This window comes from Marinobacterium nitratireducens, from assembly GCF_014645375.1.
In the GTDB taxonomy this organism is placed as follows: domain Bacteria; phylum Pseudomonadota; class Gammaproteobacteria; order Pseudomonadales; family Balneatricaceae; genus Marinobacterium_A; species Marinobacterium_A nitratireducens.
On the sequence record NZ_BMLT01000004.1, the window covers coordinates 33,052 to 56,622 of the forward strand.

The following is a 23,571-nucleotide window of genomic DNA, read 5'->3' on the forward strand; positions in this document are numbered from 1 at the left end:
AACATATAATAAGCATAGCTTACTAAATTTCACGGACCCGACATGCCTCCAAAGAACCCGGCCAGCAGCAACCTGGGCTTCCTGCTTGCCGACACCACCCGACTTATGCGCCGGCGTTTTCAGGAATGCGACAGCAAGAGCGGGCTGACCTATGCCCAGGCCCGGGCGCTGGTTTACATCGCCCGTTTCGAGGGGCGTCGCCAGGTCGAGCTGGCGGAAGGCCTGGAGATCCAGCCCATGACACTGGCCCGGCTGGTCGATCAGCTGCAGGCGCAGTCTCTGGTCGAACGCCGGCCCGACCCCCAGGACAGACGCGCCCACCGCCTCTATATCACAGAGGCGGCGCAGGAACCTTTGAGAGAAATACGCAAGCTAGGACAGCAGGTCTACGACCGGATGCTGGCGGGGCTGGACCAGGCGCAGCAGGACGCACTGCTATCGGCGCTGGAGCTGATGCGCAGCAACCTTATCAACGACTGAAACGACAGACACGAACAGGGAGCCGATCCCGTGAGCGATATCCAAGAATCAATCCCCACCTCCGACCCGGAAGCCGTGGACCGCAAACGGTTTCGCGGTCGCATCGCGCTGATGCTGGCGATTCCGCTGTTGGTAGTGAGTGTGGCAGTGGCGTTCTACCTGTCAGGCGGGCGCTTCGTCGAGACCGACAACGCCTACCTGAAAGCCAACAAGGCGCCGATCAGCAGTGAAGTCAGCGGCCGCGTCCAGGAAGTGCTGGTCAGGGACAACGACAGTGTCGAGCGCGGCGATGTGCTGTTTCGCATCGACCCCGCCGCTTTCGAAACCGCCCTGCAGCGCGCCGATGCCCGTCTTGCCGGCGTGCGCACGGAACTCGAGGCGCTGCAGGAAAGCTATCGCCAGAAACAGGCCGAGATCGGCGAGGCCGATACCGACCTCGGTTTCTGGCAGCGCGAAGCCGGACGCCAGGAGCAGCTGGCGCGCAAGGGCGCGGTATCCCAGTCGCAGCTGGATGAATCCCGCCACAATGCCGATATGGCGCGACAGAAGAAGGCCACGCTGGAACTCGAACTCAGACGCCTGGCCGCAGAACTCGCCGGCGGCCCGGGCCGGCCGCTGGAGCAGCACCCGGATTACCGTGTTGCCAGCGCCGAACTGGAGCAGGCACGCCTGGACCTTGCGCGTACCGAAGTGCGGGCGCCGTTCAGCGGCCATGTCAGCCAGCTGCCCGAGCCCGGCGAGTACATCACCCAGGGCAAAGCCGCCGCGGTCCTGATCGGTGACGACATCTGGGTCGAAGCGAACTTCATCGAAGCCGACCTCACCCACGTCAGCGAAGGCCAGCCGGTCAACATTCGCCTGGACATCTTTCCCGACCATCACTGGGCCGGAACCGTCGAGAGTCTGAGCCCGGCCACCGGCGCCGAATTCGCGGTAATCCCAGCCCAGAACGCCACCGGCAACTGGGTCAAGATTCCGCAGCGCGTCACGGTGCGCATCCGCCTGGACAAGGAGTCGGCCGGACCACAGCTGCGCGCCGGTCTCAGCGCGCTGGTCGAAGTCGACACCGGCGCACGCTGCCGGCTGCCCAGCCTGTGCTCGTGATGACGGAGCGTAAACGCCTGCTGATCACCGTCACGGTGATGCTCTCCACCATCATGCAGGCGCTGGATACCACCATCGCCAACGTCGCCCTGCCCAACATGCAGGGCAGCCTGTCGGCCACTCAGGACCAGATCTCCTGGGTGCTGACCTCCTATATCGTCGGCGCGGCCATCTTCATGCCGCTGACCGGTTTCCTCGCCGCCCGCTTCGGCCGCAAGCGCCTGTTCCTGGTTTCGGTCATCGGCTTTACCGTCACGTCGATGCTCTGCGGCGCCGCCCAGTCACTGGAGCAGATGGTGCTGTTTCGCCTGCTGCAGGGCGTGTTCGGCGCCGCACTGGTGCCGCTGTCCCAGGCCGTGCTGCTGGACAGCAATCCGCCGGAAAAGCACGGCTCGGCGATGGCGCTCTGGGGCGTCGGCGTGATGGTCGGCCCCATTCTGGGCCCGACGCTCGGCGGCTACCTGACGGAATACTACAATTGGCGCTGGGTCTTCTATATCAATCTGCCGTTCGGCATTCTCGCCTGGCTCGGGCTCTGGCTGTTCGTCGACGAAACGCCCATCGACCGCGAACGCCGCTTCGACCTGCTCGGCTTCGGCTTCCTGGCACTGGCGATCGGCTCGCTGCAGATGGCGCTGGACCGCGGCGAACTGCTGGGCTGGCTGGACTCGACCGAGGTCATCGTGGAGCTGTCTCTGGCAGCGCTGTGCGCCTATCTTTTCCTGGCGCACAGCCTCACGCACAAGCACCCTTTCATCAATCCGGCCATTTTTCGCGATCGCAACTTCAGCCTCGGGCTGGTAACGATTTTCGCCGTCGGCATCATACTGCTGGCGACCATGGCCCTGATGCCGCCCTACCTGCAGCACCTGGCCAACTATCCGGTGATGGCCACCGGCCTGGTGCTCGCCCCGCGCGGCATCGGCACCATGGTGGCCATGATGATCGCCGGGCGCCTGGGGCAGCGGGTCGACAGCCGCTACATCATCGGCACGGGCCTGCTAATGGTGGCGTTTTCGCTGTGGGAAATGACCTTTTTCACGCCGGATGTGAGCCAGGCGGCGCTGGTGCGCACGGGCCTGGTGCAGGGATTCGGCCTGGGACTGGTGTTCGTGCCGCTGAGCACCCTGGCGTTCGTCACCCTGGCAAGGGAGTATCGCAACGAGGGCACCGCGCTGTTCAGCCTGATGCGCAATATCGGCAGCAGCATCGGCATCGCCTGGATGATATCGCTGCTGTCGCACAACACCCAGGCCAACCATGCTGCATTCGCAACCTACATCACCGACTTCAGCCTGCCGCTTCGCCAGGCCGTCGAAGCCGGCGTCTGGGACCTGGGAAGCGCCGCAGGCCTGACGGCACTGAACGAGGAAGTCACGCGCCAGGCACAGTCGCTGGCCTATCTGCAGGATTTTCGCCTGATGATCTGGGTGACGCTCTCGGGCCTCCTGCTACTGCCGCTGATGCAGTCGCAGAAGCGCGCTGTGCGTGAGGCGTGAAGCGTGAAGCGTTTGTAGGGTGCCGGTGAGCGAAGCGAACCGCACCATCAGGGTGATGGCGCGATAAGCGTAGAAAGGTGCTTAGCCATCGCCAAGCAGCGCGCGCAGACGCTCCAGGTCTTCCGGCGTGTCGACGCCGGGCGGCGGCAGCTCCAGCGCCTCGGCGACGTGGATGCGGGCCCCGTTCCAGAGCGCACGCAGCTGTTCCAGACACTCGGTGGACTCGATCGCTGCCGGCGGCCACTGCACGAAATCATTCAGCAGCTGCACACGGTAGCCGTAGATGCCGATATGACGCTGCCAGGCGAAGCCTTCCGGCAGCTGATCGCGCGCCTGACCCGCGGCAAAGGCGTCCCGCGGCCAGGGGATGGTCGCGCGACTGAAATACAGCGCCATGCCGAAGCGGTCCGTCACCACCTTGACGATATTCGGGTTCAGCATGCCCTCCACGTCCTCGATCGGCTCCGACAGCGTGGCGATACCGGCCTGAGGATTGGCGGCGAGGTTGGCCGCCACCTGATTGATGATCGACGGCGGTACCAGCGGCTCGTCGCCCTGTACGTTGACGACGATCTCATCGCTGGCAAATCCCAGCCGGCTCACCACTTCCTGCAGACGGTCGGTGCCGGACGGATGATCGGCCGAGGTCATGCACACCTCGGCGCCGAAGCCGCGCGCAGCCTCCGCGATACGGTCGTCGTCGGTCGCCACCAGCACCCGGCCGGCATCGCTCTGGCAGGCACGCTCGTAGACGTGCTGCACCATGGGTTTGCCGGCGATCTCCGCCAGCGGCTTGCCGGGAAAACGGCTGGACCCGTAACGGGCCGGAATAATGACGCTGAAACTCATTTTCGGGCCTGCTTTCTCAGGTATTCACGCTCGTCTTCGGTCAGCTTGCGCGCCTCGGTCTCCAGCATCACCGGGATATCGTCCCGGATCGGATAGGCAAGACCGCTGGCGCTGCAGAACAGCTCGTTCGTTTCCCGGTGATAGTGCAGCGGCGCCTTGGACACCGGGCACACCAGTATATCGAGCAGTTTCTTGTCCATGTTCAACTCTCAGTTGGTACAAATATCAGTATTTAACTTCGATGCCAGCGCCGATTCAAATTCCGGCGTCAGCTTCGCTTCGACCGGCAGGTACCAGCTGTCCGGCGGCGCCAGGTGACGACACTTCACCGCGTCCTTCTCGGTCATGATCAGCGGCAGCCGCTCGTCGAACACCAGATCCTGCTCGCCGAAGGCGTGGTGATCGGCAAAGCTGTGCGGCACCGGATCGAATCCCAGTTGACGCAGGGTTTCGAAAAAACGTTGCGGATTGCCGATTCCGGCCACGGCGTGCACGCGACGCCCGCCCGTCCAGTCGACAGCCGCGCAGCGCTTGCCGTCCCGCAGCGAGACCAGTTCCGATGGCGTCAGCTGCATCCGGTGCGCGCCGTCGGGGCAGAATTCGCCACCGCCGTTCACCACCACCAGATCGACCTCGCCGATGCGCTGCGGCGGCTCCCGCAACGGCCCCTCCGGCAGGCAGCGGCCATTGCCCAGCCCTCTCTCGCTGTCGAGCACCAGGATCTCGACGTCGCGGCCAAGCGCGTAGTGCTGCAGGCCGTCGTCGCTTATGATCAGATCGCAGTCGAAATGCTCGAGCAGAAAGCGCGCCGCCGCGGCACGGTCCGGATCGATCACCAGCGGACAGTTGCTGCGTCCGGCAATCAGCAGCGGCTCATCGCCGCACTCGCCGGCATCGCCGTCCGGGCGCACGACAAAGGGACGGGTCGGCGGCCTCGCGCCGTAACCGCGACTGACCACGCCGGGCCGCAGGCCGCGGCGCCTTGCCCAGTCGACGAGATACAGCACCAGTGGCGTTTTGCCGGTACCGCCAACGGTGATATTGCCGACCACGATCAGCGGCACCGGCGGCTGCCAGACGCGCTCCGGATGCTGTTCGAAGCCGCGGCGCCGGCGCCTGGCAAGCGCACGAAACAGCCACTCCAGCGGCCTCAGCAGGCGCAGCCAGGCGCTGCCCCGGTACCAGGCCCTGACCAGCACTAGTCGGCCGGCTCCTGGGTTGTGATGCTGAGATGAACGAAGCCCAGCTGACCGGCCACATCCATGACGGTGACCACCGACTGGTGCGGCGTGGCGCCATCGGCGGTGATCAGCAGCGGCTGATCGCGATCGCTGCCGGCCTCCTGCTGCAGCGCCTTGCGCAGCGTATCCGGTTCGCTGTTGACCAGCGGCTTGCCGTTGATGCTGTACTGCCCCTGCGCATTCACCAGCACCTCGAGCAGATCACGCGATGCCTCGCCGGGCTCGGCACTGGCCTCCGGCAGATCGACCTCGAGATGGGTCTCGCGGGTGAAGGTGGTCGAGACCATGAAGAAGATCAGCAGCAGGAATACGACGTCGATCAGCGGCGTCAGATTGACGCTGACCTCTTCCTGTCGGCGGCGTTCGAACTTCACAGCACGAGGCCTGCAGCGTAATCAGACATAATCGACCTCGCGCTCGCCGTGAACGACCTCGACCAGCTTGACCGCCTCCTGCTCCATTTCCTTGACCAGCGAATCGACATGACGCTGGAAGTAACGATGGAAGATCAGCGTCGGGATAGCCACGGCAAGACCCGCGGCGGTGGTCAGCAGCGCCTCGGAGATACCACCGGCCAGCACCGATGCATTGCCGGTACCCTGCGCCATGATCTCGGTGAACACCTTGATCATGCCGATAACGGTACCCAGCAGCCCCAGCAGCGGCGTGATCGCGGCAATGGTGCCCAGGGCATTGAGAAAACGCTCGAGCTCGTGGATCACCTGGCTGGCGGCCTCGAGAATGCTTTCCTTCATCACCTCGCGACCGTGACGGGCATTGTTGAGCCCCGCCACCATGATGCGCCCAAGCGGGCTCTGATCGCGGATCTCGCGCATTTCCGCTGCGGTGAGCGCCTTGCCCTGCATGCGCGACCAGATGTCGGCCAGCAGCCCGCGGGGCGCAACGCGCGAGGTGCGCAGCACCCAGAAGCGTTCAAGGCAGATCGCCAGTGACAGTACAGAGCAGGCTGCAATGGGGACCATCAGCCAGCCGCCGGCTTTGAGAAGTTCGAACACCCTAAATCCTCTTCAACTTGACCGACAATGGCGCATGCCCGGTCATCCCTGGTGCCGGGTACTCTACCACAGGGAAGCCGGGAGACTGAATATGGGCGTGAGGCGCGACCATTTCATGCTGGGCACAGCTCCCACACAGCGGACGTAGGAGCCCACTCTGTGGGCGAACAGCCTTGCAGCATGCTGCCAATCTTCGGTTCGCTCGCGGAGCGAGCTCCTACATGTCTGTCGGACGACGCCCCTTACGCCTAACGCCTCACCACTAACCACTAACCACTCACCATCCTGACCAATACCGCTTCCTCGCCTGCCTCCAGGTCCGCGCGCGACACTCGCCGTCTTCAACGGTCAGCTCGATGGCGCCGGTGTGTGCGGTTGTCAGTAGCCGGCTGCCCTCCCGTTCGAAGCGCCTGACCACCTCCGGCGCCGGATGGCCGTAGGGATTGAGATAGCCGGCGCTGAACAGCACCGCCTCTGGCCGGGTTGCCGCCACGAAGGTCTCGGTCGACGAGCTGCGGCTGCCGTGATGGGAGGCGAGCAGCCAGGTGACGGTCGGCAGGCCCGCCGCCACCAGGCCCCGCTCGACGCCGGCGCCGATATCGCCGGTCAGCAGCAGGCGGCAGCCTTCGGACTCGATCAGCAGCACGCAGGAGCTGTCGTTTTCATCGCCGCCACCGCCACCGTGCAGATAGTGAAACTGCGTATCGCCCCAGCGCCAGCGCTCCCCTGCCCGGCAGGCGTCATAGCCTTCCCGGGCCTGCAGTCTGGCGCTGCCGGACTGGCGCCGAACCACATTCAGCCGACGCAACAGGTACCGGCGCCCGCCGGCATGATCGTTGTCGGCATGGCTGACCACCAGCCGCTCCAGGCGGCGCACGCCGTCGCGGCGCAGCAGCGGGAGCACCGAGCGCTCGAGCGCGGTGGACCCACTGAGATAACCGGGCCCGGTGTCGTATAGCAGCCGACGGCCATCACTTTCCACCAGCACCGCGGTCCCCTGACCGACGTCGAACACCCATGCCCGCAGACCGCCCCGCTCGCCCTTAACCGGCGGCACCGCAAACAGCGCCAGCCCCCAGATCGAAAGCGTCAGCAGCCTGACCGGATAGGACAACGGCAGCGTCAGAACGGCCGCCGCCAGCAGCGCCAGCGCCAGCAGCAGCCCGTGCGGCATCGCCAGCGACAGCGCCGCACCCGGCCATGAGGCCAGCGCCCCGAGCCCACTCCAGAGCCAGCCCACCAGCCACTCGTATCCGATCACCGGCCAGGCGATGCCCGCCCATAAAGCCAGCAGCAGCGGCCCCAACGCCAGAATCAGCAGCGGCAACAGCGGAATCGCCACCAGATTGATGACAGGCCCGATCAGCGACAGCTCACCGAAAACCCCCAGCAGCAGCGGCGCCATCAGGCAGAAGATCGCCAGCTGGGCGCGCAGCAGTCGACGCCAGAGCGGCTGTCTGCCACGCTCCCCTGCCAGCAGCAACAGCACCGCCACCGCACCGAAAGACAGCCAGAGACCGGCGTCGAGCACCGCCAGCGGCTGCAGCGTCAGCACCAGGGCAAGCGCCAGCCACCAGCGCCTCCAGGCCGACAGCGGCCACAACCAGAACGCCGATAGCAACAGCGCAGCCGCCATGATCCAGGCTCGCTGCGTCGCCAGCCCCGCGCCGGCCAGCAGCACGTAGCCGCCGCTGAACAGCAATGCCAGCACCACCGGCAACAGGCGCGAACCCAGGCCGCCGAGCCAGCGGTTGGGACAAAGCCAGCAAAGCCCACGTCCGAGCAGCCAGCCGACGCCCAGGATGATGCCGATATGCAGGCCGCTGACCACCAGCAGGTGGACGGTGCCGGTGCGCCGCAGCCGGCGCCAGTCCGGCTCTTCGAGTCCGCGCCGGTCGCCCAGCAACAGCGCCCGCGCAAGCGCCGCGACTGCGGCGTCGGCGAACCCGGCGTCGAGTCTCGCGGCAAGCGCAGCACGCAGGCGGTCGACGCCTGGCGCGGCGTTCAGACGCACCAACTCGCCGCGAACGTAACCGGTGGCGTCGATGCCCCGCGCCAGCGCCCAGCGCTCGTAGTCGAACGCCGCCGGATTCCAGAGCCCCCGGGGCGGCTTGAGACGCGCCCTAAGCCGCACCCGGTCGCCCGGGCGCAGCCTGTCGGTACCGTCATACCAGCCCAGGCGCACGCGACGTACGCGGCTGCCACCGGCATCCAGCACCTTCAGCTCGAAACGCTGCACGCCACCGGTCTCGGTCGGCAGCCCCGAGACGATACCGGTCAGGTGATGATCGCGTCCCTGGGTTTGCGGATCGAGCCGGTGCCAAAGCTGCCAGTGACCGTAACTGATGGCCAGCAGCAACCCGAGCCAGAATGCGGTGCCCTGGCGATGCCAGGGCCCGAAGAGAAGCAGCGGCGCAGCCGCGAGCCAGAGCCAGCCCTGCGGCAGCTCGGGCAAAAAGGCGCCGGCCAGAATGCCGGCGGTGTAGAAGATCATCCCTGACCTCCTGTGATTCCATTCCGGGAGATCCCGACAGCGGCGAGAGCCAATCCCGGCTCCGACGGGCCTGCCACGCTGCCAGAGCGCCGCTCAGCAAAACGCATCCGCTCCCGGATGCGCGGCAAAGCACCGCCACGGGGAGGGGCAATCGCAGGTTCCCTTCATCGCTGCCTCTGGCATAATATAGCGCGTCTAGCGCGTCGAGCTCCGGCTCCCTGCGCGTCACTCCAGTCCAGCAAGCCGAATTCATGCCCCGAAAGCTGATCAAGAAGTACATGCCAGACGCGCACCGGGTGCGTTCACATCGGCACCTGAGCTGGCTCGGTGATCATCTCCACGACCCCAATCTGTTTCACCTCACCCGTAAATCGGTTTCCCGGGCGGCCCTGGTCGGCATCTTCTGCGCCTTCCTGCCGATACCGCTGCAGATGCTGGTAGCCGCGATCATCGCGGTCGCGGCGCGCTCGAACCTGCCGATTTCGGTCGGCCTGGTGTGGCTGACCAATCCGCTGACCATGCCACCGATCTTCTACTTCACCTATTCCCTGGGCACCTTCCTGCTCGGCGCACCCGTCGAGCACGTCGAGTTCGAGCTCTCGCTGTCGACAGTCGGCGCGGAAATCGCCGCGGTCTGGTGGCCGCTGCTGCTGGGTTCGGTCATCTGCGGGATCTTTTTCGCGGCGCTCGGCTACGCCACGGTGCAGCTGTTCTGGATCTGGCACGTCAACCGCAGCTGGAAACGGCGCGCGGAAGCCAGGAAGAAGAAAGACGAAAGGTAGTTAACAGCCGCGTAGGGTGCTGCTGAGCGAAGCGATGCGCACCGATCGATACCGGCCGATACCGACTTAATGGTGCGGTGCGCTCCGCTTACCGACACCCTACGCGGTGATGGGAAAGAGCTTGCCGTCGCGCAGTTCGAGCTGGCGATCCATCCGCGCCGCAAGGTCGGTATCGTGGGTGACGACGATAAAGGACACGCCGGTGCGTGTATTGAGATCGTCCATCAGCGCCTGCACTTCTGCGGCGGTGTGCCGATCGAGATTACCGGTGGGTTCATCCATCAGCACGCAGGCAGGCTCCGTCACCAGCGCACGCGCAATCGCCACACGCTGACGCTCACCACCGCTGAGCTGCGGCGGCTTGTGCCTGATGCGCGCGCCAAGCCCAACCGCCTCGAGCATACCGGCCGCCAGGGCCCGCGCCTCGGCGACCCGGGTGCCACGTATCAGCAGCGGCATGGCAACGTTCTCCAGCGCGGTGAACTCCGGTAGCAGATGGTGAAACTGATACACGAAGCCGAGCACCCGGTTGCGAATCTCGCAGCGCTTGCGCTCGGAAACGGCATACAGGTCTTCGCCGCCGACCTTAACCTGCCCGGTGGAAGGCTTGTCCAGCCCGCCCAGGATGTTCATCAGGGTGCTCTTGCCGGAGCCGGAACTGCCGATAATCGCCACCCGCTCGCCGGGCGCCACCTCGAACCGGACCTGATCGAGCACCTGCAGCTGACTGCCGCCCTCGCGATAGACCTTGTCGACGCCCTGCGCCAGCATTACGAGATCACTCATATCGCAGCGCCTCCGCCGGCTGGGTACGCGACGCCCGCCACGCCGGATACAGGGTTGCAAGGAAACTGATCGACAGCGCCGCACCGCAGATAAGATAGACATCCGGCCACTGCAGCTGCGACGGCAGATAACTGATGAAATAGACGTCCGCCGACAGGAACTGAATTCCCAGCGCCCGCTCGAGCCAGGCCACGGCATCGGTTACCGTCAGCGCCAGCAACACCCCGAGACCGGTACCGAGCAGCGTGCCGACGACGCCGATCAGCGAGCCCTGAACCATGAAGACGCGCATGATGCGTCCCGGCGTCGCGCCAAGGGTACGCAGAATGGCGATGTCGGCCTTCTTGTCCGTCACCACCATCACCAGCGTCGACACGATATTGAAGGCCGCGACGAAAACGATCAGGAACAGCAGCAGACCGATCATCCGCTTCTCCATCTGGATCGCCTGGAACAGGTTGCCATGACTGCGCGTCCAGTCGTTCACCAGGTAGCTGCCGCCAAGATCGGCGGCGATGTGCCGGACTTCCCCCGGGGCCTCGAACAGGTCGGCAAAGCGCAGCCGGATACCGTCCACGGCGTCGCCCTGGCGCTTGATCACGGCGGCGTCGTGAATATTGATATAGGCGAGTCCCGCATCGAGTTCGGCACCCACCTCGAACACGCCGACGACGCTGAAGCGCTTGAGCCGCGGCACCACGCCGGCGACGCTCACCGAGGCCTCCGGCAGCACCAGTGTCACCTTGTCGCCGACAGAAACGCCCAGCGAGCGTGCCAGCAAAGCGCCAAGGACGATGCCGAAGCGCTCCTCACCGAGCGCAGCCAGGCTGCCCTGGCGCATATGCTGGCCGATAATCGAGACGTTGGGCTCGCGCGCCGGGTCGATACCGTAGACCAGCACGCCGTGCACCCGCCCGCCCTGGGTCAGCATCGCCTGGGCCTGAATGTACGGCGCAGTTCCCAGCACCTTGGGGTTCTTGCCGATGCGAAACGCCAGCTCGTGCCAGTTCTGCAGCGGTTCGCCGTAACCGGAAATGGTGGCGTGCGGGACCATGCCCAGGATGCGTTCCTTGAGCTCGCGATCGAAGCCGTTCATCACCGACAGCACGACGATCAGCGCCGCCACGCCGAGCATAAGCCCGAGCATCGACACCAGGGAGATGAACGAGATGAAGTGGTTGCTGCGCTTGGCACCGGTGTAGCGCAACCCCACGTACAGGGAAAGTGGTCTGAACATTCGCCGGATTAAACCACAGGCGCCGGGATAACTCTAACGAAATCAGGCAAATAATTCGTTATACTCAGCAGGAATCGGGCCCCTTCGAGAGCATGCAGATGAGCCAGGACCGTCGTCAGTTCTACCGAATCGATCACAAGGTCGCGCTGGAGTATCGGGTGGTACCCGAATCCGACGTCATGACCAGCGCACGCCCCTATCACTTCGACGTTTCGCCCCACTTCCTGCTGCTTGGCGAGCTGCAGGCGCTGGACAGCGAAACCAGCCACCTGCTGCGCAAGATCGGCGAGTCTCAGCCGGACATCGCCGGCTACCTCAAGCTGATCAACACCAAGATCGACATGATCGCCAACAGCCTGGTGTCGCAGGAGCTGACCGACACCTCGGGCCTGCGCCTCAAGTCCATCAACCTCAGTGAGGGCGGACTGTCGTTCGACAGCAACCAGGCGCTGCGCCAGGGCGACTATCTGGCGCTGAAACTGGTGTTCCCGGAAAGCCACCTCGGCATGCTGCTGTACGCCCGCGTTCAGCGCTGCGCCCCGATCCAGGACGGCTTCCATATCGCCATCGAGTTCTTCAAGCTCACCGAAAGCTGCCGCACCCTGATCGCGCGCTACATTCTCGAAGCCCAGGCGCGGGAGCGACAGCGCCAGCTCGGCCGGCATGACCGATAACCACCCGGCGCTCGCCAGCGAACTGCTGGAGGCCTTCGATGCCCTGAGCCAGGCACTCGCCCGCTTCAGCGCCCTGCTGCGCGACAGCGACCGGCCCCTGTGGCTGCCGCTGCACGACAGCGAAGCCGGCCTGGGCGAAAAAGCCACGGCCATTTCGCTGATTGCCGACATCTGGTATCGCGATGGCCAGGACGGGCGACGCACCCGCAGCCGCCACGGCCTGATCGGCGCCGGCCCCGAGCTGCTCGAGGCCACCCTGGCGCTGAACGCCCGCAAGGCCGATTTCCAGCAGGCCGCCACCAGCCTCAACGCCGACCATCTGCGCCAGCTACCGGAACGTCTGGCACATCGCGCAGGACAGCTGGCCGAACTGCTGAACCTGCACGGCCTTGGCCGCATCCATCTTAAACAGTGCTACCGCCAGGTACCCGTACTGGACCGGACACCGACCCGGGTCGGTTTCAACTGGTACAGCAGCGGGCGCAGCATTCGCCGCCTCAGCGCCGCCGAAGCCCTGAAGATGCTGCTGCGGCTCGACCAGAGCCAGCCCCACGTGCAGGTGCAACTGGCGAAGCTCTCGCCGCTGCCGGAACACACGCCGCTGGCCCAACTGCAGACTCAGGTGCCGGTGATGCGCGCCAATATCGGCTGGAAAACCGACGCCGGATGGGAGCGCCAGGCGCGCAACTGTCCGCTGCCGCTGGTATTTCCGCTGGCCCAGGGCCAGGCCCTTCCGGAGCACAACAGGCCCGAGCTGATACCGCCAACCGGACGCCAGCGCGCCGAGCGCTCCGACGCCCGTATCGACCCCGAACCCTTTTTGCCGAGCCTTCGCATCCACCGATATATGAACTGATGACAAACACCAAACTGCTGCACCATATCGCCACCGCCGTCGGGCTGCTCTTTCTCGGCGCCTGGTTTCTGCTGTTCAAAACGCTTGGCGTGCTGGACTGGATTACCGCGCTGGTGCCCGAAAGCCATGCCGGCGCCGGCCTGATGCTCGCCATTGCCCTGGTGATGCTGCCGGCGTTCTTTATCTGGAAACTCTACAACCGCTGGGTCGAGCGCCGCCTCGATATCCGCGGCATCTACTACGAAGATCACTACTACGGCAGGGATGGCACTACCGAGGACGGCAAGAAGGACGACCGCGACGCGCCGTAGGTTGGGTGGAGGCCGGAACGGCCGTAACCCAACAGCCGCCCTGCCACCTGAGACCAATCGATCTGCACTACGATCGATATGACGGGTTACGGCGCTGTTTTGATCCGCGGCAAGCGGAAAGACTTGCCGCGGATCGCGCCTTCACCCATCCTCCGATCCGCGCCTTCGATCCAGCTCCTGTCCCGCCTTACCTGAACAGCTTTTTGAACGGCCCCAGCTCGAGGAAGGAGGTCTCGCCGGACCAGTCGTCGACACCGTCGTTGTCGGTAACGACGAATGCCTTGCCGTTTTCGGTGATGGCGACGCCCTCCGGCTTGTCACTGATCCAGCCGCGGCTTTCCTGCATCGCCGGCAGCAGATTGTAGACCTGCTTTTCGTCCGCCGTGACGATACCGTCCTCCAGCGCCGAAGGCTCCACCCGTACCAGCGTCTTCAGCTGCGCAAAGTCGCCGGTGCGGTTGTCACGCTCGATCACCACCAGCGAGCCGTCCGGCGCGCGGGTGACTTCCGACAGCCCGACCCAGGATGCGTTCTCCGGCAGCGCGGCCAGTTCCCAGGCGATATGTCCCCAGTCGCCGGACTGCGGGTCATAGGTCCACAGGCGGGTACGGTTCGGCTGACCGTTCGCGTTCAGGCCACCGGCGTCATCGTCCAGAGCATCGCATGCGGCAGTGGTGTAGTCCCAGCCGCGCTGCTGCGCCACCAGCAGGCTGTAGTCACCGTCGTTGCCGGGTACCACGGCGACGCCCTCGAAGCCCGAGCCCAGGGTACCGGTTTCGCCGGAGGCGGCGCGGCAGTCCAGAATCTCCTGCGGCAGACCGATCTCGCTCAGCACCGCGCCATTTTCATCCAGGTGCAGCAGGCGGTTCGGGCGCGAATCGCTGGCATTGCCTTCGCTTGCGACCCAGCGGCTGCCGTCGGGCGCGATGGCGATGCCTTCGGGATCATAATTGCCGGTGCCGCCACTGATCGTGGTTGCGCCGGTGATCAGCGCCGGCTGCGCCGAGGTATCGATGCTGAAGATCCGGCTCTCGGAGTAGTAGGAATCCCAGACCGCCAGCAGGCTGTTCTTCTCGCCCGGCACCGCGGTCATGCCGGACAGCGCCGACCAGCCGATCGGCTTGCCGTCGACATCGGCGGAAACAATCTGCGAATAGGCCGGCGCGCCCTTTTTCAGCTCGTAAACCATGATGCTCGAGCGCACGCCGAAGCTGGGATCGTCTTCCTCGCCCGAGGCGATCAGCAGATTGCGCTGCGGAATGGCCAGCACGCCCTCCGGTCCGAACGGTGCCGGCAGCAGTTGTGAAAACTCGGGCTCGCCAGCCTCCATCCGGTAAACGGCGACGAAGCTGCCGCGCTCGGATCCGACGAAGAGGTAGTCATCGTCGCCGAAGGTGCCCTGCTCGATGGCTTCGGGTTCCGAGCCCTTGTTCTCGGAACGGCTTTCCGGGTAGTGGCCGTGACGAACCGCGATTTCCTCGAAGCTGCTGCCACTGTCGAACAGCAGGTCACCATTCTGGGTGAAGATCGAGAAGCCGCGGCTGCCGCCGAACAGATCCCCCTCGTTGGCGGTGGCGATCACCCACTCGCCCTGCTTGCCCTTCAGCCAGGCGATGGCGTCGGGCTCGCGGGGAACGGCTGCGAGGTCGTCGCCAAGGGAGATGATGTCATCCTCATGGGCGTCGACGCCCTCGAGATCCACCGTTCCCAGGTCGAAGTGACTGCGCACCTCGCCGCTTTTCAGGTCGACGATCGCCAGATGGTTGTTCTCCTGCAGCGATACGGCGGCCAGGTTGTCGCGGTTGACGTCGACGAATTCCGGCTCCGGATCGTCGCCACCGTAGGCCGCGAGGCCGCTCAGATCCACGTCCCGGCGGCTCCAGTCAGCCGGAGAGTCGCCGACGATATCGACGATCGCGAGATACCCGGCCGGAAACTGCGGCAGTCCGCCTTCGATATCGTTGACCTCGATATCCTCGTCACGCTCGTTTTCGATGGCAATGGCGACGTAACGGCCATCGGGGCTGACCTTGATGGAGTCGGGCTGACCGCCCAGATCCAGCGTCGCGGCCACCGCCTGGCTGGCGATGTCGACAACCACCAGTTCGCCGCTGACGTTGACGTAGTCGGCGCTGGTATTGACGGCCACCAGGGCATACTCCTTCTTATCGCGGCCCTGACCCACGGTGACCACGTCCACCGAGGTGGGCTCGCCATTGAGCGCCAGGGTCCCGGCCGGTTGCGGCATGGCAGGATCGGTGATATCGACGAAGCCGATCTGCTCGAGCGGGCTGTCGGTATAAACCACTGTCATGCCGTCGCGGGTTGCCGCGACGATTTCCGACACCGTCTCCTGATCGATCGCCTCGCCGTTGTTGAGGTAATTCGCCAGCGTCGAGACGCGCTGGAAGCTCATGTCGCCGTGGTCCTTGGCCACCGCAAGCCCCGCGCCCCCGGCACCGGTTGTCAGCAGCAGTCCGGCAATGATCGTGCTTAGCTTGTTTCTGGTCATGCGCAACTCTCCAGATCCTTTTTCAGACAGCGCAACCGGCAACTCGCACTGCGTGCGACCGGCGACGAATCAATGGCGGCGACTGCTTTCCCTCGAACCGCTTCGGGACATCCGCCGAGCCGGAAAATTCTAGAAGCCCTTGATGAAGCTCCGATGACGGCGCTGTGTCAGGCGGTCTTTCCTGCGTGGAACCGGCTGCGCCGCGCGTCCCTCGCACGGCCTGCTAAACTTTTCGGGTGCAGTTTTCCGGGCTGGAGTGTTTCTCAGTTCGCCAGGGAGCTCAGGGATGAAGAACAAGGTACCGATATTCGAGCGACGCGGCAGCTCCCGGGAGCTGGTGGTACTGCTCCATGCCTATACCCAGTCGAGGCAGCACCTGCGCACGCTACGGGACCGGGTCGCGGCGGCGAAACCCAATGCCGACATCCTGGTTCCCGACCTGCCGCTCGGGCTCTTCTCCTTCGCCGACTGCAACGACGTCGTCGCCGACCTGCTGCGCCGGATCGACCATTGCTGGGCCGAGCAGGGCCCCTACAGCTCCGTGGTGCTAATCGGCCACAGCATGGGCGCGCTGCTGGCGCGCAAGCTTTACGTCTGCGCCTGCGGGGAGAACCCCGAGGCACCGTTCGACCCGCGCCTCGGCGCCGGCGAACCCAGGGCCTGGGCCGGCCACGTCAAACGCGTCATCCTGCTGGCGGGCATGAACCGGGGCTGGGCGATCAACCATCACCTGTCGCTGCTCAACGCCGTGCTATGGACCCTCGGTATCCTGATCGGACGCGCGCTGTCGCTGTTCCGACCCGGTCGCCAGCCGATCATCCTGTCGATTCAGCGCGGAGCGGTGTTCATCGCCGAGCTGCGCCTGCAATGGCTGCTGATGCGACAGCGCGCCAACGATCAGCCCCCCGACCAAGAGCGCCCCGGCGATGCGCTCACCATCCAGCTGCTCGGCTCGATCGACGACATGGTGTCACCGGGCGACAATATCGACCTTATTTCCGGCCGCGATTTCGTCTACCTCGACGTCCCCCACTCCGGCCACGCCAACGTCATCGAAATGGACGACTCCGCCAAAGGACGCGAGCGCGCTGCCGTTTTCACCAGGGCCCTGACGGCGCCGCGCGAAACCCTGGAAGCGGAGCAGACGCTGCCGGCGGACAGCGCCTTCGGCGAGCCGCGTCCCGAGGTCACCGACGTCATTTTCGTGATACACGGCATCCGCGACGCCGGCTACTGGACCCACAAGGTAGCGCGACGGGTGCGGGAAAAAGGCAAGCGGCTGGGCCGTATCGTCGCCACCGAAACCTCCAGCTACGGCTATTTTCCGATGCTGCGATTTATCCTGCCGGGCGAGCGCCGGACCAAGACGCAGTGGTTTATGGACCAGTATGTCGAGGCCTGCGCGCTTTATCCCAGGGCGCGCTTCTCGTTCATCGGCCACAGCAACGGCACCTACCTGCTGGCCAGCGCGCTGCGCGACTACCGCTGCTGCCGCTTCGACCGCGTGGTGTTCGCCGGCAGCGTGGTACGCCGCCAGTACGACTGGGACCGCTACATCGCCAGCGGCCAGGTCCGTCGCGTCGCCAACTACGTCGCCAGCGCCGACTGGGTGGTGGCCTTCTTCCCCAAGGCCATGCAGACGCTGCGGTGGCAGGATCTCGGCAGCGCCGGCCACGACGGCTTTGTCTCGCCGTCCGTAAGCCAGGTGACCTACGTGCGCGGCGCCCACAGCGCCGCGCTCAACGAGGACAACTGGAACGCCATCGCCGACTTCATCCTGGGCGAGGAAGGCAACGAGGCCCACGCCAGCCCGCAGCTGATCCGCAGGCACCGCAACCTGCTGGTCTGGCTGCCGGGGTTGCTGGCCCCGCTGATCTGGGTCCTGATCGCCACGCTGCTGATCGCCATCGGCTACGCCATCCTCCGAACCCACACCAACCTTGGCTGGGCGCAGTGGCAGACGACCGTGCTTATGGTGGGCTACGTGATGGCGGTCTGGACGGTTTTGACGAAGCTGTAAAAGGAGACATCGATGAAGTCGATCACCCGGCAAAATCCGTCAGCCGTTTGGCTGATGCTGTTGCTATTCGCAGTCACGGGTTGTTCCACGCTTATAGGCAGCTACGACAAAACGGCTTATCAAAACGCCACTTCCATCAAAGTGGATTCACTGGCGCTGATGGACAAGGCAACCAGCCCTTACGCCGATCACCGGGAGGCGGCCGAACAGCTCAGGATAGAACTCGACAAGGCCTATGAGTACGCCCATGGCCGCCCGAAAAACGAGATCGTCACGAAGCAGTGGGCAATCATGAAGGATCCCTCCAGGCACCTTCTGGGTGGCTTCCTGGTCCGCTGGAAAGAAAAAGGCTTCTTAACGCAGGTTTTTGTGACCGAAGCGAAGAAAAACGTAGCCATGGGGTTTGACCAGATAATCGGGCTTGAAAGCGGAAAAATAAAACCGCGGGACATTCAGTAAAGGGTCATTTCTATGGCAAATTTCGATGATTTCACGCAAGCGGTTGAAGACGGCGTCAAAGAGCTGGCGAAGCGAACGCTAAAAGGCTTCAGAGACGAAGCGCTCAAGGACGCCGACAGCTTTTTGCAAACCTCCCGAGACGACCTGCAACGCTGGACCCGGCTGCTCGCCGGCGGCGAACTGTCACAGGACGACTTCGAATGGCTGGTGATGGGGAAAAAAGATGTCGCAGAACTGCATTCTTTGAAGCAGTCGGGGCTTGCCCTTATCAGGCTGGATCGCTTCAGGAACGCTTTGATCGACCTGGTTATCGATACGGCGTTCGACGTCTTTCTATAACACACAGAGCGGACCCTGTACCCAGCTCCGGAATATGGCCCCCACCGGGGTTCGCCCGTGGGAGTGGCGCCTCGCCGCGAATGGCGGGAACGGCATACCGGACTGCGAGAGCTCCCTGAATAACGGCGCGCTTCGCTCAGCAGCCCCCAGGTCCTCGTTTCTGACTCAATGGCTTGGGTCCAGTGCCGCAAGGGACCGGCTCTGGCATACTGGGTTTTCCCGAGAACTGAACGGATCGACTGGGCGTGGCCACGACCGAATTCCAACTGGTACTGCCGCTGTTCCAGCAGATGAGCGTCTATCTGCTGATCGCCTATCTGTTTTCGAAGACCCCGCTGTTTCGCCCCCTCGCCAACCTGTCGAGCTGGCCCGCCCACAAACTGATGGTGTACGCGATTTTTTCCGGCTTCTGCATCATGGGCACCTATTTCGGCCAGCAGACGCAGGATGCGATCGCCAACACCCGCGCCATCGGCGCCATCCTCGGCGGCCTGCTCGGCGGGCCCCTGGTCGGTACCGCGGTGGGCCTGACCGGCGGCCTGCACCGCTATTCGCTGGGCGGCTTCACCGATGTCGCCTGCGCCATCTCCACCACCTGGGAGGGTCTGATGGCGGGCCTGGTGCACGCCTTCTGGCAGCGCCGCGGCCAGACCGAACGCATTTTCAACCCGCTGCAGGCGCTGCTGCTCGGCATCCTTGCCGAAGGCTTCCAGATGGCGATCATCCTGATGGTGGCGCGCCCGTTCGAGCAGGCGGTAACCCTGGTGCAGGCCATTGCCCTGCCGATGATGCTGGCCAACGCCTTCGGCGCGGCGCTGTTCATGGGCTTTATCCGCGACGCCAAGTTTCGCGCCGACGAGCTGTCCGCGCGCATTTCCGACCGCGCGCTGCGCATCGCCCGCCGCTGCGTCGGGCTGCTGGACGACGGCTTCAATACCCGCTCGGCGCAGGCCATCGCCGACGTGGTGAAGGATGAAACCGGGGTCGCCGCCGTTGCCATCACCGATCGCGACTGCATCCTGGGGTTCACGGGCATGGGCGCCGACCATCATCAGGTCGGGCGCCCCATTTCCTCCGCCATTACCCTGGAAGCGATACGCGACAACCGCGTGGTGTTCGCCGACGGCCTGACCACGCCCTATCAGTGTTCGATCGCCCCCAACTGCGGTCTCGGCTCCTCCCTGGTAGTGCCGCTGATGGGCGAAAAGGAAGTCATCGGCACCATCAAACTGTACGAACCCAAGCACAAGCTGTTCCGCAACCTCAACCGCAGCCTGGGCGTCGGTATCGCGGGCGTCCTGTCCAACCAGCTCCTGCACAGCCAGCTGCAGGCCAGCCGCGCACTGCTGGCCGAAGCGGAGCTGCGGGCACTGGAAGCCAAGGTCAATCCACACTTTCTGTTCAACAGCCTCAACACCGTTGCCGCGGTGCTGCGCCGCTCTCCGCAGGATGCGCGGGCGCTGATCGTGCATCTGGCCACCTTCCTGCGCGGCAACCTCGGCCGTACCAGCGTCACGGTATCGCTGGCGCAGGAGTTCGCCCATGTCGGCCACTACCTGGCGATCGAAAAGGCGCGTTTCGGCGAACGTCTGTGCTTCGCCGAAGAGCTGGACGAGGCGCTGAGGGACGAAAAGGTCCCGGCACTGGCGATCCAGACACTGGTCGAGAACGCCGTCAAGCACGGTATCAGCCGTGCCGAGGCCGGCGGCGCGGTGCGCCTTCACGCCTGGGCCGATGGCGACAGTGTCCGCATTCGGGTCGAGGACAGCGCCGCCCAGGCGCCGCAGCAGACCGACGGTCTGGGTCTTACGCTTGTGCGCGAGCGCTTTGCCGCCCTTGGCGTCTGCTGTACACTCGAGCTCCACCATCAGCCCGGACAGTACACCCGGGCCGAACTGAGCTGGCCCCGAGGCACCCTGCCATGATCCGCGCCCTGATCGTCGACGACGAACCCCTCGCCCGCGAAGAGCTGGCGGCGCTGCTGGACGAAGCCGGCACTGTCGAGGTGGTCGGCGAAGCCGGCAACGGCAAGGAAGCGCTGCTGCAGGCCCGCGACCTGCGGCCCGACGTGATCTTTCTCGATATCGACATGCCGGGACTCTCCGGTGTCGATGTCAGCAGCCTGCTGCCCGAGCCGCGCCCGCTGCTGGTGTTCGTGACCGCACACCAGCAATACGCGCTGGACGCCTTCGACGAGGCCGCGCTGGATTACCTGCTAAAACCGGTCGACCCCGAACGCCTGGCCCGCACCCTGTCGCGTATCGAGGCCCTTAGCCCCGGCGAGGCGGAGCCGCCCCTGGAACGCCTGGCCTGCTACCAGGGTAACCGGGTACGGCTGGTATCCCCGGCGGATATCGACTGCGCCTATGTCGACCTGACCGGCACCCAGGTACGAGCGCTCGGCGAAGAGCTGCACTGCCAGTTTCCGCTCAAGACACTGGAAGCGCGTCTGCCATTGTTGCGTGTGCACCGCCAGTATCTGGTCAATCCCGACGCCATCAAGGCCATTTCCCCGAAAGACGGCGGCGCCGAGATCGAAACCCGCCATGGCGCCCTCGTGCCGGTGTCCCGCCGGTATCTCAAGCAACTGCGCGAACGCTACCAGCTGCCGTTCTGAGATGATCGGAGTTTCATCGCGCAAAAGCAGGAAAAAGGATCGATTCGCAGGATGGGTGAAACGGCGCATACTCGCGTGAGATCAGCCCCTCAGAGAATCTGGGCGTCGTGTATCCCATCATTGAGATCCTCGGATGGGTGAAGCCGCAATGGCATTCTGTTGTTAATTCCCAGACCTGTAGGATGGGTCTAGCCGCCATCGACAGGATACCAATGTTTTGCACAGTCCCTGACGGCGGCGTAACCCATCGGTGCCTTTGGGTTCTCCGGCGCTTAACTGTTACTCATCGATGGGTTACACGACGCCCTACCCGCCTAAGTGGCGGATAACGCCTGGCCATGCGTCGCTCCACCCATCCTACTGAACGCGCTGTGCCGATTTTGTCCTGCCGCTTCCTGCAGGCTCGCTGACCGCTCAGCCATCGAATACGACCGCTCAGGCATTTAGCGGATGCCGCTCAGCGGCCGCACCCCTATGCTCGCCCCCGTACCAACCACTAAAAACACAACAAGGGGGTAAGCGATGCTGTGGTTCCTGCTCGGAGTGACGCTGCTGATCGGCGGCTACTTCATCTACGGCAAGCTCATCGAACGCATCTTCGGCATCCGGCCGGAGCGCCAGACACCTGCCATTGCCAACAACGACGGCGTTGACTACGTGCCCATGTCCACCAAGAAGGTGTACCTGGTGCAGCTGCTCAACATCGCCGGCCTCGGCCCCATCTTCGGCCCGATTCTCGGCGCCCTGTACGGCCCCACCGCCCTGCTCTGGATCGTCTTCGGCTCGATCTTCGCCGGCGCCGTGCACGACTACTTCTCCGGCATGCTGTCGGTTCGCGCAGGTGGCGCGTCGGTGCCGACCGTGGTCGGCCGCGAGCTCGGCGGCATCGCCAAGCAGTTCATGAACGGCTTTGCCGTGCTGCTGCTGCTGCTGGTCGGCGTGGTCTTCACCCTGGGCCCGGCCAAGCTGCTGGGCAACCTCTCCGGCACCTCGGTTCCGGTCTGGGTGGCGATCATCTTCGGCTACTACATGGTCGCCACCATCGTACCGATCGACAAGATCATCGGCCGCTTCTATCCGTTCTTCGGCGCGCTGCTGGTCTTCATGTCCGTCGGCCTGCTGATCGGCCTGGCCTTCAGCGACAAGCCGTTCTACGCCGCCGGCGTCACCCTGGACAACCTGCACCCGCAGGATCTGCCGCTGTGGCCGCTGCTGTTCATCACCATCGCCTGCGGTGCCCTGTCCGGCTTCCATGCCACCCAGTCACCGTTGATGGCGCGCTGCATGGAAAACGAGCGCAACGGCCGCTTCGTGTTCTACGGCGCCATGATCGGCGAAGGCGTGATCGCGCTGATCTGGGCCACCCTGGGCATGTCCTTCTACGACAGCCCGGAAGCCCTCAACGCCACCCTGGCGCAGGGCGGACCGGCCGCCGTGGTCAACGATGTCGCGACTTCGCTGCTCGGCGCCGTCGGCGGACTGCTGGCGATCCTCGGCGTGGTGGTGCTGCCGATCACCTCCGGCGACACCTCCTTCCGCGCCGCGCGACTGATTCTGTCGGACTTCCTCAGGTTCGACCAGAAGCCGGTCGCCAAGCGACTGATGGTGGCACTGCCGCTGTTCGCCGTCGGCTTCCTGATCAGCCAGATGGACTTCAACGTGATCTAGCGCTACTTCGGCTGGGCCAACCAGATGACCGCGGTGATCATGCTCTGGGCCGCCGCCGCCTGGCTCAAGCGCCACGACAAGTTCCACTGGGTCTGCACCGTGCCGGCGACCTTTATGACCGGTGTCGTCAACGCCTACCTGCTGTCGGCGGAAATCGGCTTCGGCCTGTCGCTCGATATCGCGGGCCCGGTCGGCATTGCCTCCTCCGTCCTCGTACTGGGCTGGCTGCTGCTGCGTGGCCGCCGCGAGCAGGACCAGGACGACGCCTCGTCGGCACTGGCCATCGAGCGGACCTGACCTGAGCGGGCACCGAAAGGGCCCGCCGGACAAAGCACCGGTACGCCGCCTGGAACCCAGTTCCAGGCGGCGTTTTTTTGGGTTCATCGCAGATAAGCGGGAAAGTGATGAGTGACTGGCCGGTCTGCTTGCCACCATTCGATGACTACATTACCTCAGTGCCACCGCCCTTCCCGCGAACTCACCGTCATTCCCGCGAACTCAACGTCATTCCCGCGAACGCGGGAATCCATAAACTCCGGGAACTGCTGGCTCCCCGCTTACGCGGGAATGACGGCCCCAAGAAAGATTTTGCCGGCACCTGGGCCTGCAATTCGAGCCAATAGCACC

Annotated in this window: 23 protein-coding genes; 14 read left to right on the forward strand and 9 right to left on the reverse strand. The window is 64.7% G+C overall.

Annotated elements, in window-relative coordinates:
• Positions 1–42: 42 nt before the first annotated feature.
• The 3 genes from IEX85_RS08405 to IEX85_RS08415 are packed head-to-tail and all read left to right on the forward strand — an operon-like array spanning position 43 to position 3,083.
• Positions 43–480, forward strand: a complete 438-nt coding sequence (locus tag IEX85_RS08405) for a MarR family winged helix-turn-helix transcriptional regulator (protein ID WP_188860146.1) — start codon at positions 43–45, stop codon at positions 478–480.
• A 30-nt stretch (positions 481–510) separates the two neighbouring features.
• A complete protein-coding gene (locus IEX85_RS08410) occupies positions 511–1,584 on the forward strand; it encodes an HlyD family secretion protein (protein WP_229721845.1) in 1,074 nt (357 codons plus the stop codon).
• Positions 1,584–3,083, forward strand: a complete 1,500-nt coding sequence (locus tag IEX85_RS08415) for a DHA2 family efflux MFS transporter permease subunit (protein ID WP_188860147.1) — start codon at positions 1,584–1,586, stop codon at positions 3,081–3,083. Before IEX85_RS08410 ends, IEX85_RS08415 begins: the two co-directional genes overlap by 1 nt.
• Positions 3,084–3,164: 81 nt before the next feature.
• Here IEX85_RS08415 and kdsB read toward each other — a convergent pair whose 3' ends face one another.
• The 6 genes from kdsB to IEX85_RS08445 all read right to left on the reverse strand — a co-directional run bounded on the left by kdsB (position 3,165) and on the right by IEX85_RS08445 (position 8,683).
• On the reverse strand, positions 3,165–3,932 hold the full coding sequence (gene kdsB / locus IEX85_RS08420; RefSeq protein WP_188860148.1) for a 3-deoxy-manno-octulosonate cytidylyltransferase: 768 nt from the start codon (positions 3,930–3,932) through the stop codon (positions 3,165–3,167).
• The gene (locus IEX85_RS08425) at positions 3,929–4,132 is read right to left on the reverse strand and encodes a Trm112 family protein (RefSeq protein ID WP_188860149.1); all 204 of its coding nucleotides are present in this window, start codon (positions 4,130–4,132) and stop codon (positions 3,929–3,931) included. The genes kdsB and IEX85_RS08425 overlap by 4 nt, the downstream gene beginning before the upstream one ends.
• 9 nt (positions 4,133–4,141) lie before the next feature.
• Positions 4,142–5,131 carry a tetraacyldisaccharide 4'-kinase gene (gene lpxK / locus IEX85_RS08430; protein WP_188860150.1) on the reverse strand — a complete coding sequence of 330 codons (990 nt, stop codon included), beginning with the start codon at positions 5,129–5,131 and terminating at the stop codon, positions 4,142–4,144.
• Positions 5,131–5,547, reverse strand: a complete 417-nt coding sequence (locus IEX85_RS08435) for an ExbD/TolR family protein (protein ID WP_188860151.1) — start codon at positions 5,545–5,547, stop codon at positions 5,131–5,133. Before IEX85_RS08435 ends, lpxK begins: the two co-directional genes overlap by 1 nt.
• 21 nt (positions 5,548–5,568) lie before the next feature.
• On the reverse strand, positions 5,569–6,189 hold the full coding sequence (locus IEX85_RS08440; protein ID WP_188860152.1) for a MotA/TolQ/ExbB proton channel family protein: 621 nt from the start codon (positions 6,187–6,189) through the stop codon (positions 5,569–5,571).
• Between the two features lie 277 nt (positions 6,190–6,466).
• Positions 6,467–8,683: a DNA internalization-related competence protein ComEC/Rec2 gene (locus tag IEX85_RS08445; RefSeq protein WP_188860153.1), complete on the reverse strand. Its 2,217-nt coding sequence runs from the start codon at positions 8,681–8,683 to the stop codon at positions 6,467–6,469.
• 251 nt (positions 8,684–8,934) lie between these two features.
• On the opposite strand from IEX85_RS08445, the gene IEX85_RS08450 reads away from it, so the two are divergent.
• Positions 8,935–9,465, forward strand: coding sequence for a DUF2062 domain-containing protein (locus IEX85_RS08450; protein WP_188860154.1), 531 nt, complete (start codon positions 8,935–8,937; stop codon positions 9,463–9,465).
• Positions 9,466–9,564: 99 nt separating this feature from the next.
• On the opposite strand, the gene lolD is transcribed toward IEX85_RS08450, so the two are convergent.
• Both lolD and IEX85_RS08460 read right to left on the reverse strand, forming a co-directional pair.
• Positions 9,565–10,251 (reverse strand): lipoprotein-releasing ABC transporter ATP-binding protein LolD, encoded by a 687-nt coding sequence (gene lolD, locus IEX85_RS08455; RefSeq protein ID WP_188860155.1) that lies wholly within the window; start codon positions 10,249–10,251, stop codon positions 9,565–9,567.
• Positions 10,244–11,488 carry a lipoprotein-releasing ABC transporter permease subunit gene (locus IEX85_RS08460; protein WP_188860156.1) on the reverse strand — a complete coding sequence of 415 codons (1,245 nt, stop codon included), beginning with the start codon at positions 11,486–11,488 and terminating at the stop codon, positions 10,244–10,246. The genes lolD and IEX85_RS08460 overlap by 8 nt, the downstream gene beginning before the upstream one ends.
• Before the next feature lie 98 nt (positions 11,489–11,586).
• Here IEX85_RS08460 and IEX85_RS08465 point away from each other — a divergent pair, with 98 nt between their 5' ends.
• Genes IEX85_RS08465 through IEX85_RS08475 form a run of 3 tightly spaced genes read left to right on the forward strand, consistent with a single transcriptional unit; the run spans position 11,587 to position 13,329 of the window.
• Complete coding sequence (locus IEX85_RS08465; RefSeq protein ID WP_188860157.1) at positions 11,587–12,162, forward strand: PilZ domain-containing protein; 576 nt, start codon at positions 11,587–11,589, stop codon at positions 12,160–12,162.
• The gene (locus tag IEX85_RS08470) at positions 12,152–13,018 is read left to right on the forward strand and encodes a DNA replication terminus site-binding protein (protein ID WP_188860158.1); all 867 of its coding nucleotides are present in this window, start codon (positions 12,152–12,154) and stop codon (positions 13,016–13,018) included. Before IEX85_RS08465 ends, IEX85_RS08470 begins: the two co-directional genes overlap by 11 nt.
• Positions 13,018–13,329 (forward strand): hypothetical protein, encoded by a 312-nt coding sequence (locus IEX85_RS08475; protein WP_188860543.1) that lies wholly within the window; start codon positions 13,018–13,020, stop codon positions 13,327–13,329. Before IEX85_RS08470 ends, IEX85_RS08475 begins: the two co-directional genes overlap by 1 nt.
• Positions 13,330–13,516: 187 nt before the next feature.
• Here the strand turns inward: IEX85_RS08475 and IEX85_RS08480 are convergent, their stop codons facing one another.
• Positions 13,517–15,841 (reverse strand): esterase-like activity of phytase family protein, encoded by a 2,325-nt coding sequence (locus tag IEX85_RS08480; protein ID WP_188860159.1) that lies wholly within the window; start codon positions 15,839–15,841, stop codon positions 13,517–13,519.
• A 286-nt stretch (positions 15,842–16,127) separates the two neighbouring features.
• On the opposite strand from IEX85_RS08480, the gene IEX85_RS08485 reads away from it, so the two are divergent.
• From IEX85_RS08485 to IEX85_RS24000, 7 genes are all read left to right on the forward strand, one after another.
• Positions 16,128–17,861: an alpha/beta fold hydrolase gene (locus tag IEX85_RS08485; RefSeq protein WP_188860160.1), complete on the forward strand. Its 1,734-nt coding sequence runs from the start codon at positions 16,128–16,130 to the stop codon at positions 17,859–17,861.
• Between the two features lie 12 nt (positions 17,862–17,873).
• Positions 17,874–18,320: a hypothetical protein gene (locus tag IEX85_RS08490; RefSeq protein ID WP_229721846.1), complete on the forward strand. Its 447-nt coding sequence runs from the start codon at positions 17,874–17,876 to the stop codon at positions 18,318–18,320.
• Positions 18,321–18,332: 12 nt separating this feature from the next.
• A complete protein-coding gene (locus tag IEX85_RS08495) occupies positions 18,333–18,659 on the forward strand; it encodes a hypothetical protein (RefSeq protein ID WP_188860161.1) in 327 nt (108 codons plus the stop codon).
• Positions 18,660–18,904: 245 nt separating this feature from the next.
• Positions 18,905–20,584, forward strand: coding sequence for a sensor histidine kinase (locus IEX85_RS08500; protein ID WP_229721847.1), 1,680 nt, complete (start codon positions 18,905–18,907; stop codon positions 20,582–20,584).
• Positions 20,581–21,276: a two-component system response regulator BtsR gene (gene btsR / locus IEX85_RS08505; RefSeq protein ID WP_188860162.1), complete on the forward strand. Its 696-nt coding sequence runs from the start codon at positions 20,581–20,583 to the stop codon at positions 21,274–21,276. The genes IEX85_RS08500 and btsR overlap by 4 nt, the downstream gene beginning before the upstream one ends.
• 522 nt (positions 21,277–21,798) lie before the next feature.
• Positions 21,799–22,944: a carbon starvation CstA family protein gene (locus tag IEX85_RS08510; RefSeq protein WP_229721848.1), complete on the forward strand. Its 1,146-nt coding sequence runs from the start codon at positions 21,799–21,801 to the stop codon at positions 22,942–22,944.
• Positions 22,945–22,968: 24 nt separating this feature from the next.
• On the forward strand, positions 22,969–23,241 hold the full coding sequence (locus IEX85_RS24000) for a hypothetical protein (protein WP_229721849.1): 273 nt from the start codon (positions 22,969–22,971) through the stop codon (positions 23,239–23,241).
• Positions 23,242–23,571 lie beyond the last annotated feature (330 nt).

Excerpts from the sequence above, each read along its gene's own strand:
- IEX85_RS08405 (WP_188860146.1), top strand. The coding sequence starts at position 43 with ATGCCTCCAAAGAACCCGGCCAGCAGCAACCTGGGCTTCCTGCTTGCC.
- IEX85_RS08415 (WP_188860147.1), top strand. The coding sequence starts at position 1,584 with ATGACGGAGCGTAAACGCCTGCTGATCACCGTCACGGTGATGCTCTCC.
- kdsB (WP_188860148.1), bottom strand. The coding sequence starts at position 3,932 with ATGAGTTTCAGCGTCATTATTCCGGCCCGTTACGGGTCCAGCCGTTTT.
- IEX85_RS08425 (WP_188860149.1), bottom strand. The coding sequence starts at position 4,132 with ATGGACAAGAAACTGCTCGATATACTGGTGTGCCCGGTGTCCAAGGCG.
- IEX85_RS08445 (WP_188860153.1), bottom strand. The coding sequence starts at position 8,683 with ATGATCTTCTACACCGCCGGCATTCTGGCCGGCGCCTTTTTGCCCGAG.
- IEX85_RS08450 (WP_188860154.1), top strand. The coding sequence starts at position 8,935 with ATGCCCCGAAAGCTGATCAAGAAGTACATGCCAGACGCGCACCGGGTG.
- lolD (WP_188860155.1), bottom strand. The coding sequence starts at position 10,251 with ATGAGTGATCTCGTAATGCTGGCGCAGGGCGTCGACAAGGTCTATCGC.
- IEX85_RS08460 (WP_188860156.1), bottom strand. The coding sequence starts at position 11,488 with ATGTTCAGACCACTTTCCCTGTACGTGGGGTTGCGCTACACCGGTGCC.
- IEX85_RS08465 (WP_188860157.1), top strand. The coding sequence starts at position 11,587 with ATGAGCCAGGACCGTCGTCAGTTCTACCGAATCGATCACAAGGTCGCG.
- IEX85_RS08470 (WP_188860158.1), top strand. The coding sequence starts at position 12,152 with ATGACCGATAACCACCCGGCGCTCGCCAGCGAACTGCTGGAGGCCTTC.
- IEX85_RS08475 (WP_188860543.1), top strand. The coding sequence starts at position 13,018 with ATGACAAACACCAAACTGCTGCACCATATCGCCACCGCCGTCGGGCTG.
- IEX85_RS08480 (WP_188860159.1), bottom strand. The coding sequence starts at position 15,841 with ATGACCAGAAACAAGCTAAGCACGATCATTGCCGGACTGCTGCTGACA.
- IEX85_RS08485 (WP_188860160.1), top strand. The coding sequence starts at position 16,128 with ATGAAGAACAAGGTACCGATATTCGAGCGACGCGGCAGCTCCCGGGAG.
- IEX85_RS08490 (WP_229721846.1), top strand. The coding sequence starts at position 17,874 with ATGAAGTCGATCACCCGGCAAAATCCGTCAGCCGTTTGGCTGATGCTG.
- IEX85_RS08495 (WP_188860161.1), top strand. The coding sequence starts at position 18,333 with ATGGCAAATTTCGATGATTTCACGCAAGCGGTTGAAGACGGCGTCAAA.
- btsR (WP_188860162.1), top strand. The coding sequence starts at position 20,581 with ATGATCCGCGCCCTGATCGTCGACGACGAACCCCTCGCCCGCGAAGAG.
- IEX85_RS08510 (WP_229721848.1), top strand. The coding sequence starts at position 21,799 with ATGCTGTGGTTCCTGCTCGGAGTGACGCTGCTGATCGGCGGCTACTTC.
- IEX85_RS24000 (WP_229721849.1), top strand. The coding sequence starts at position 22,969 with ATGACCGCGGTGATCATGCTCTGGGCCGCCGCCGCCTGGCTCAAGCGC.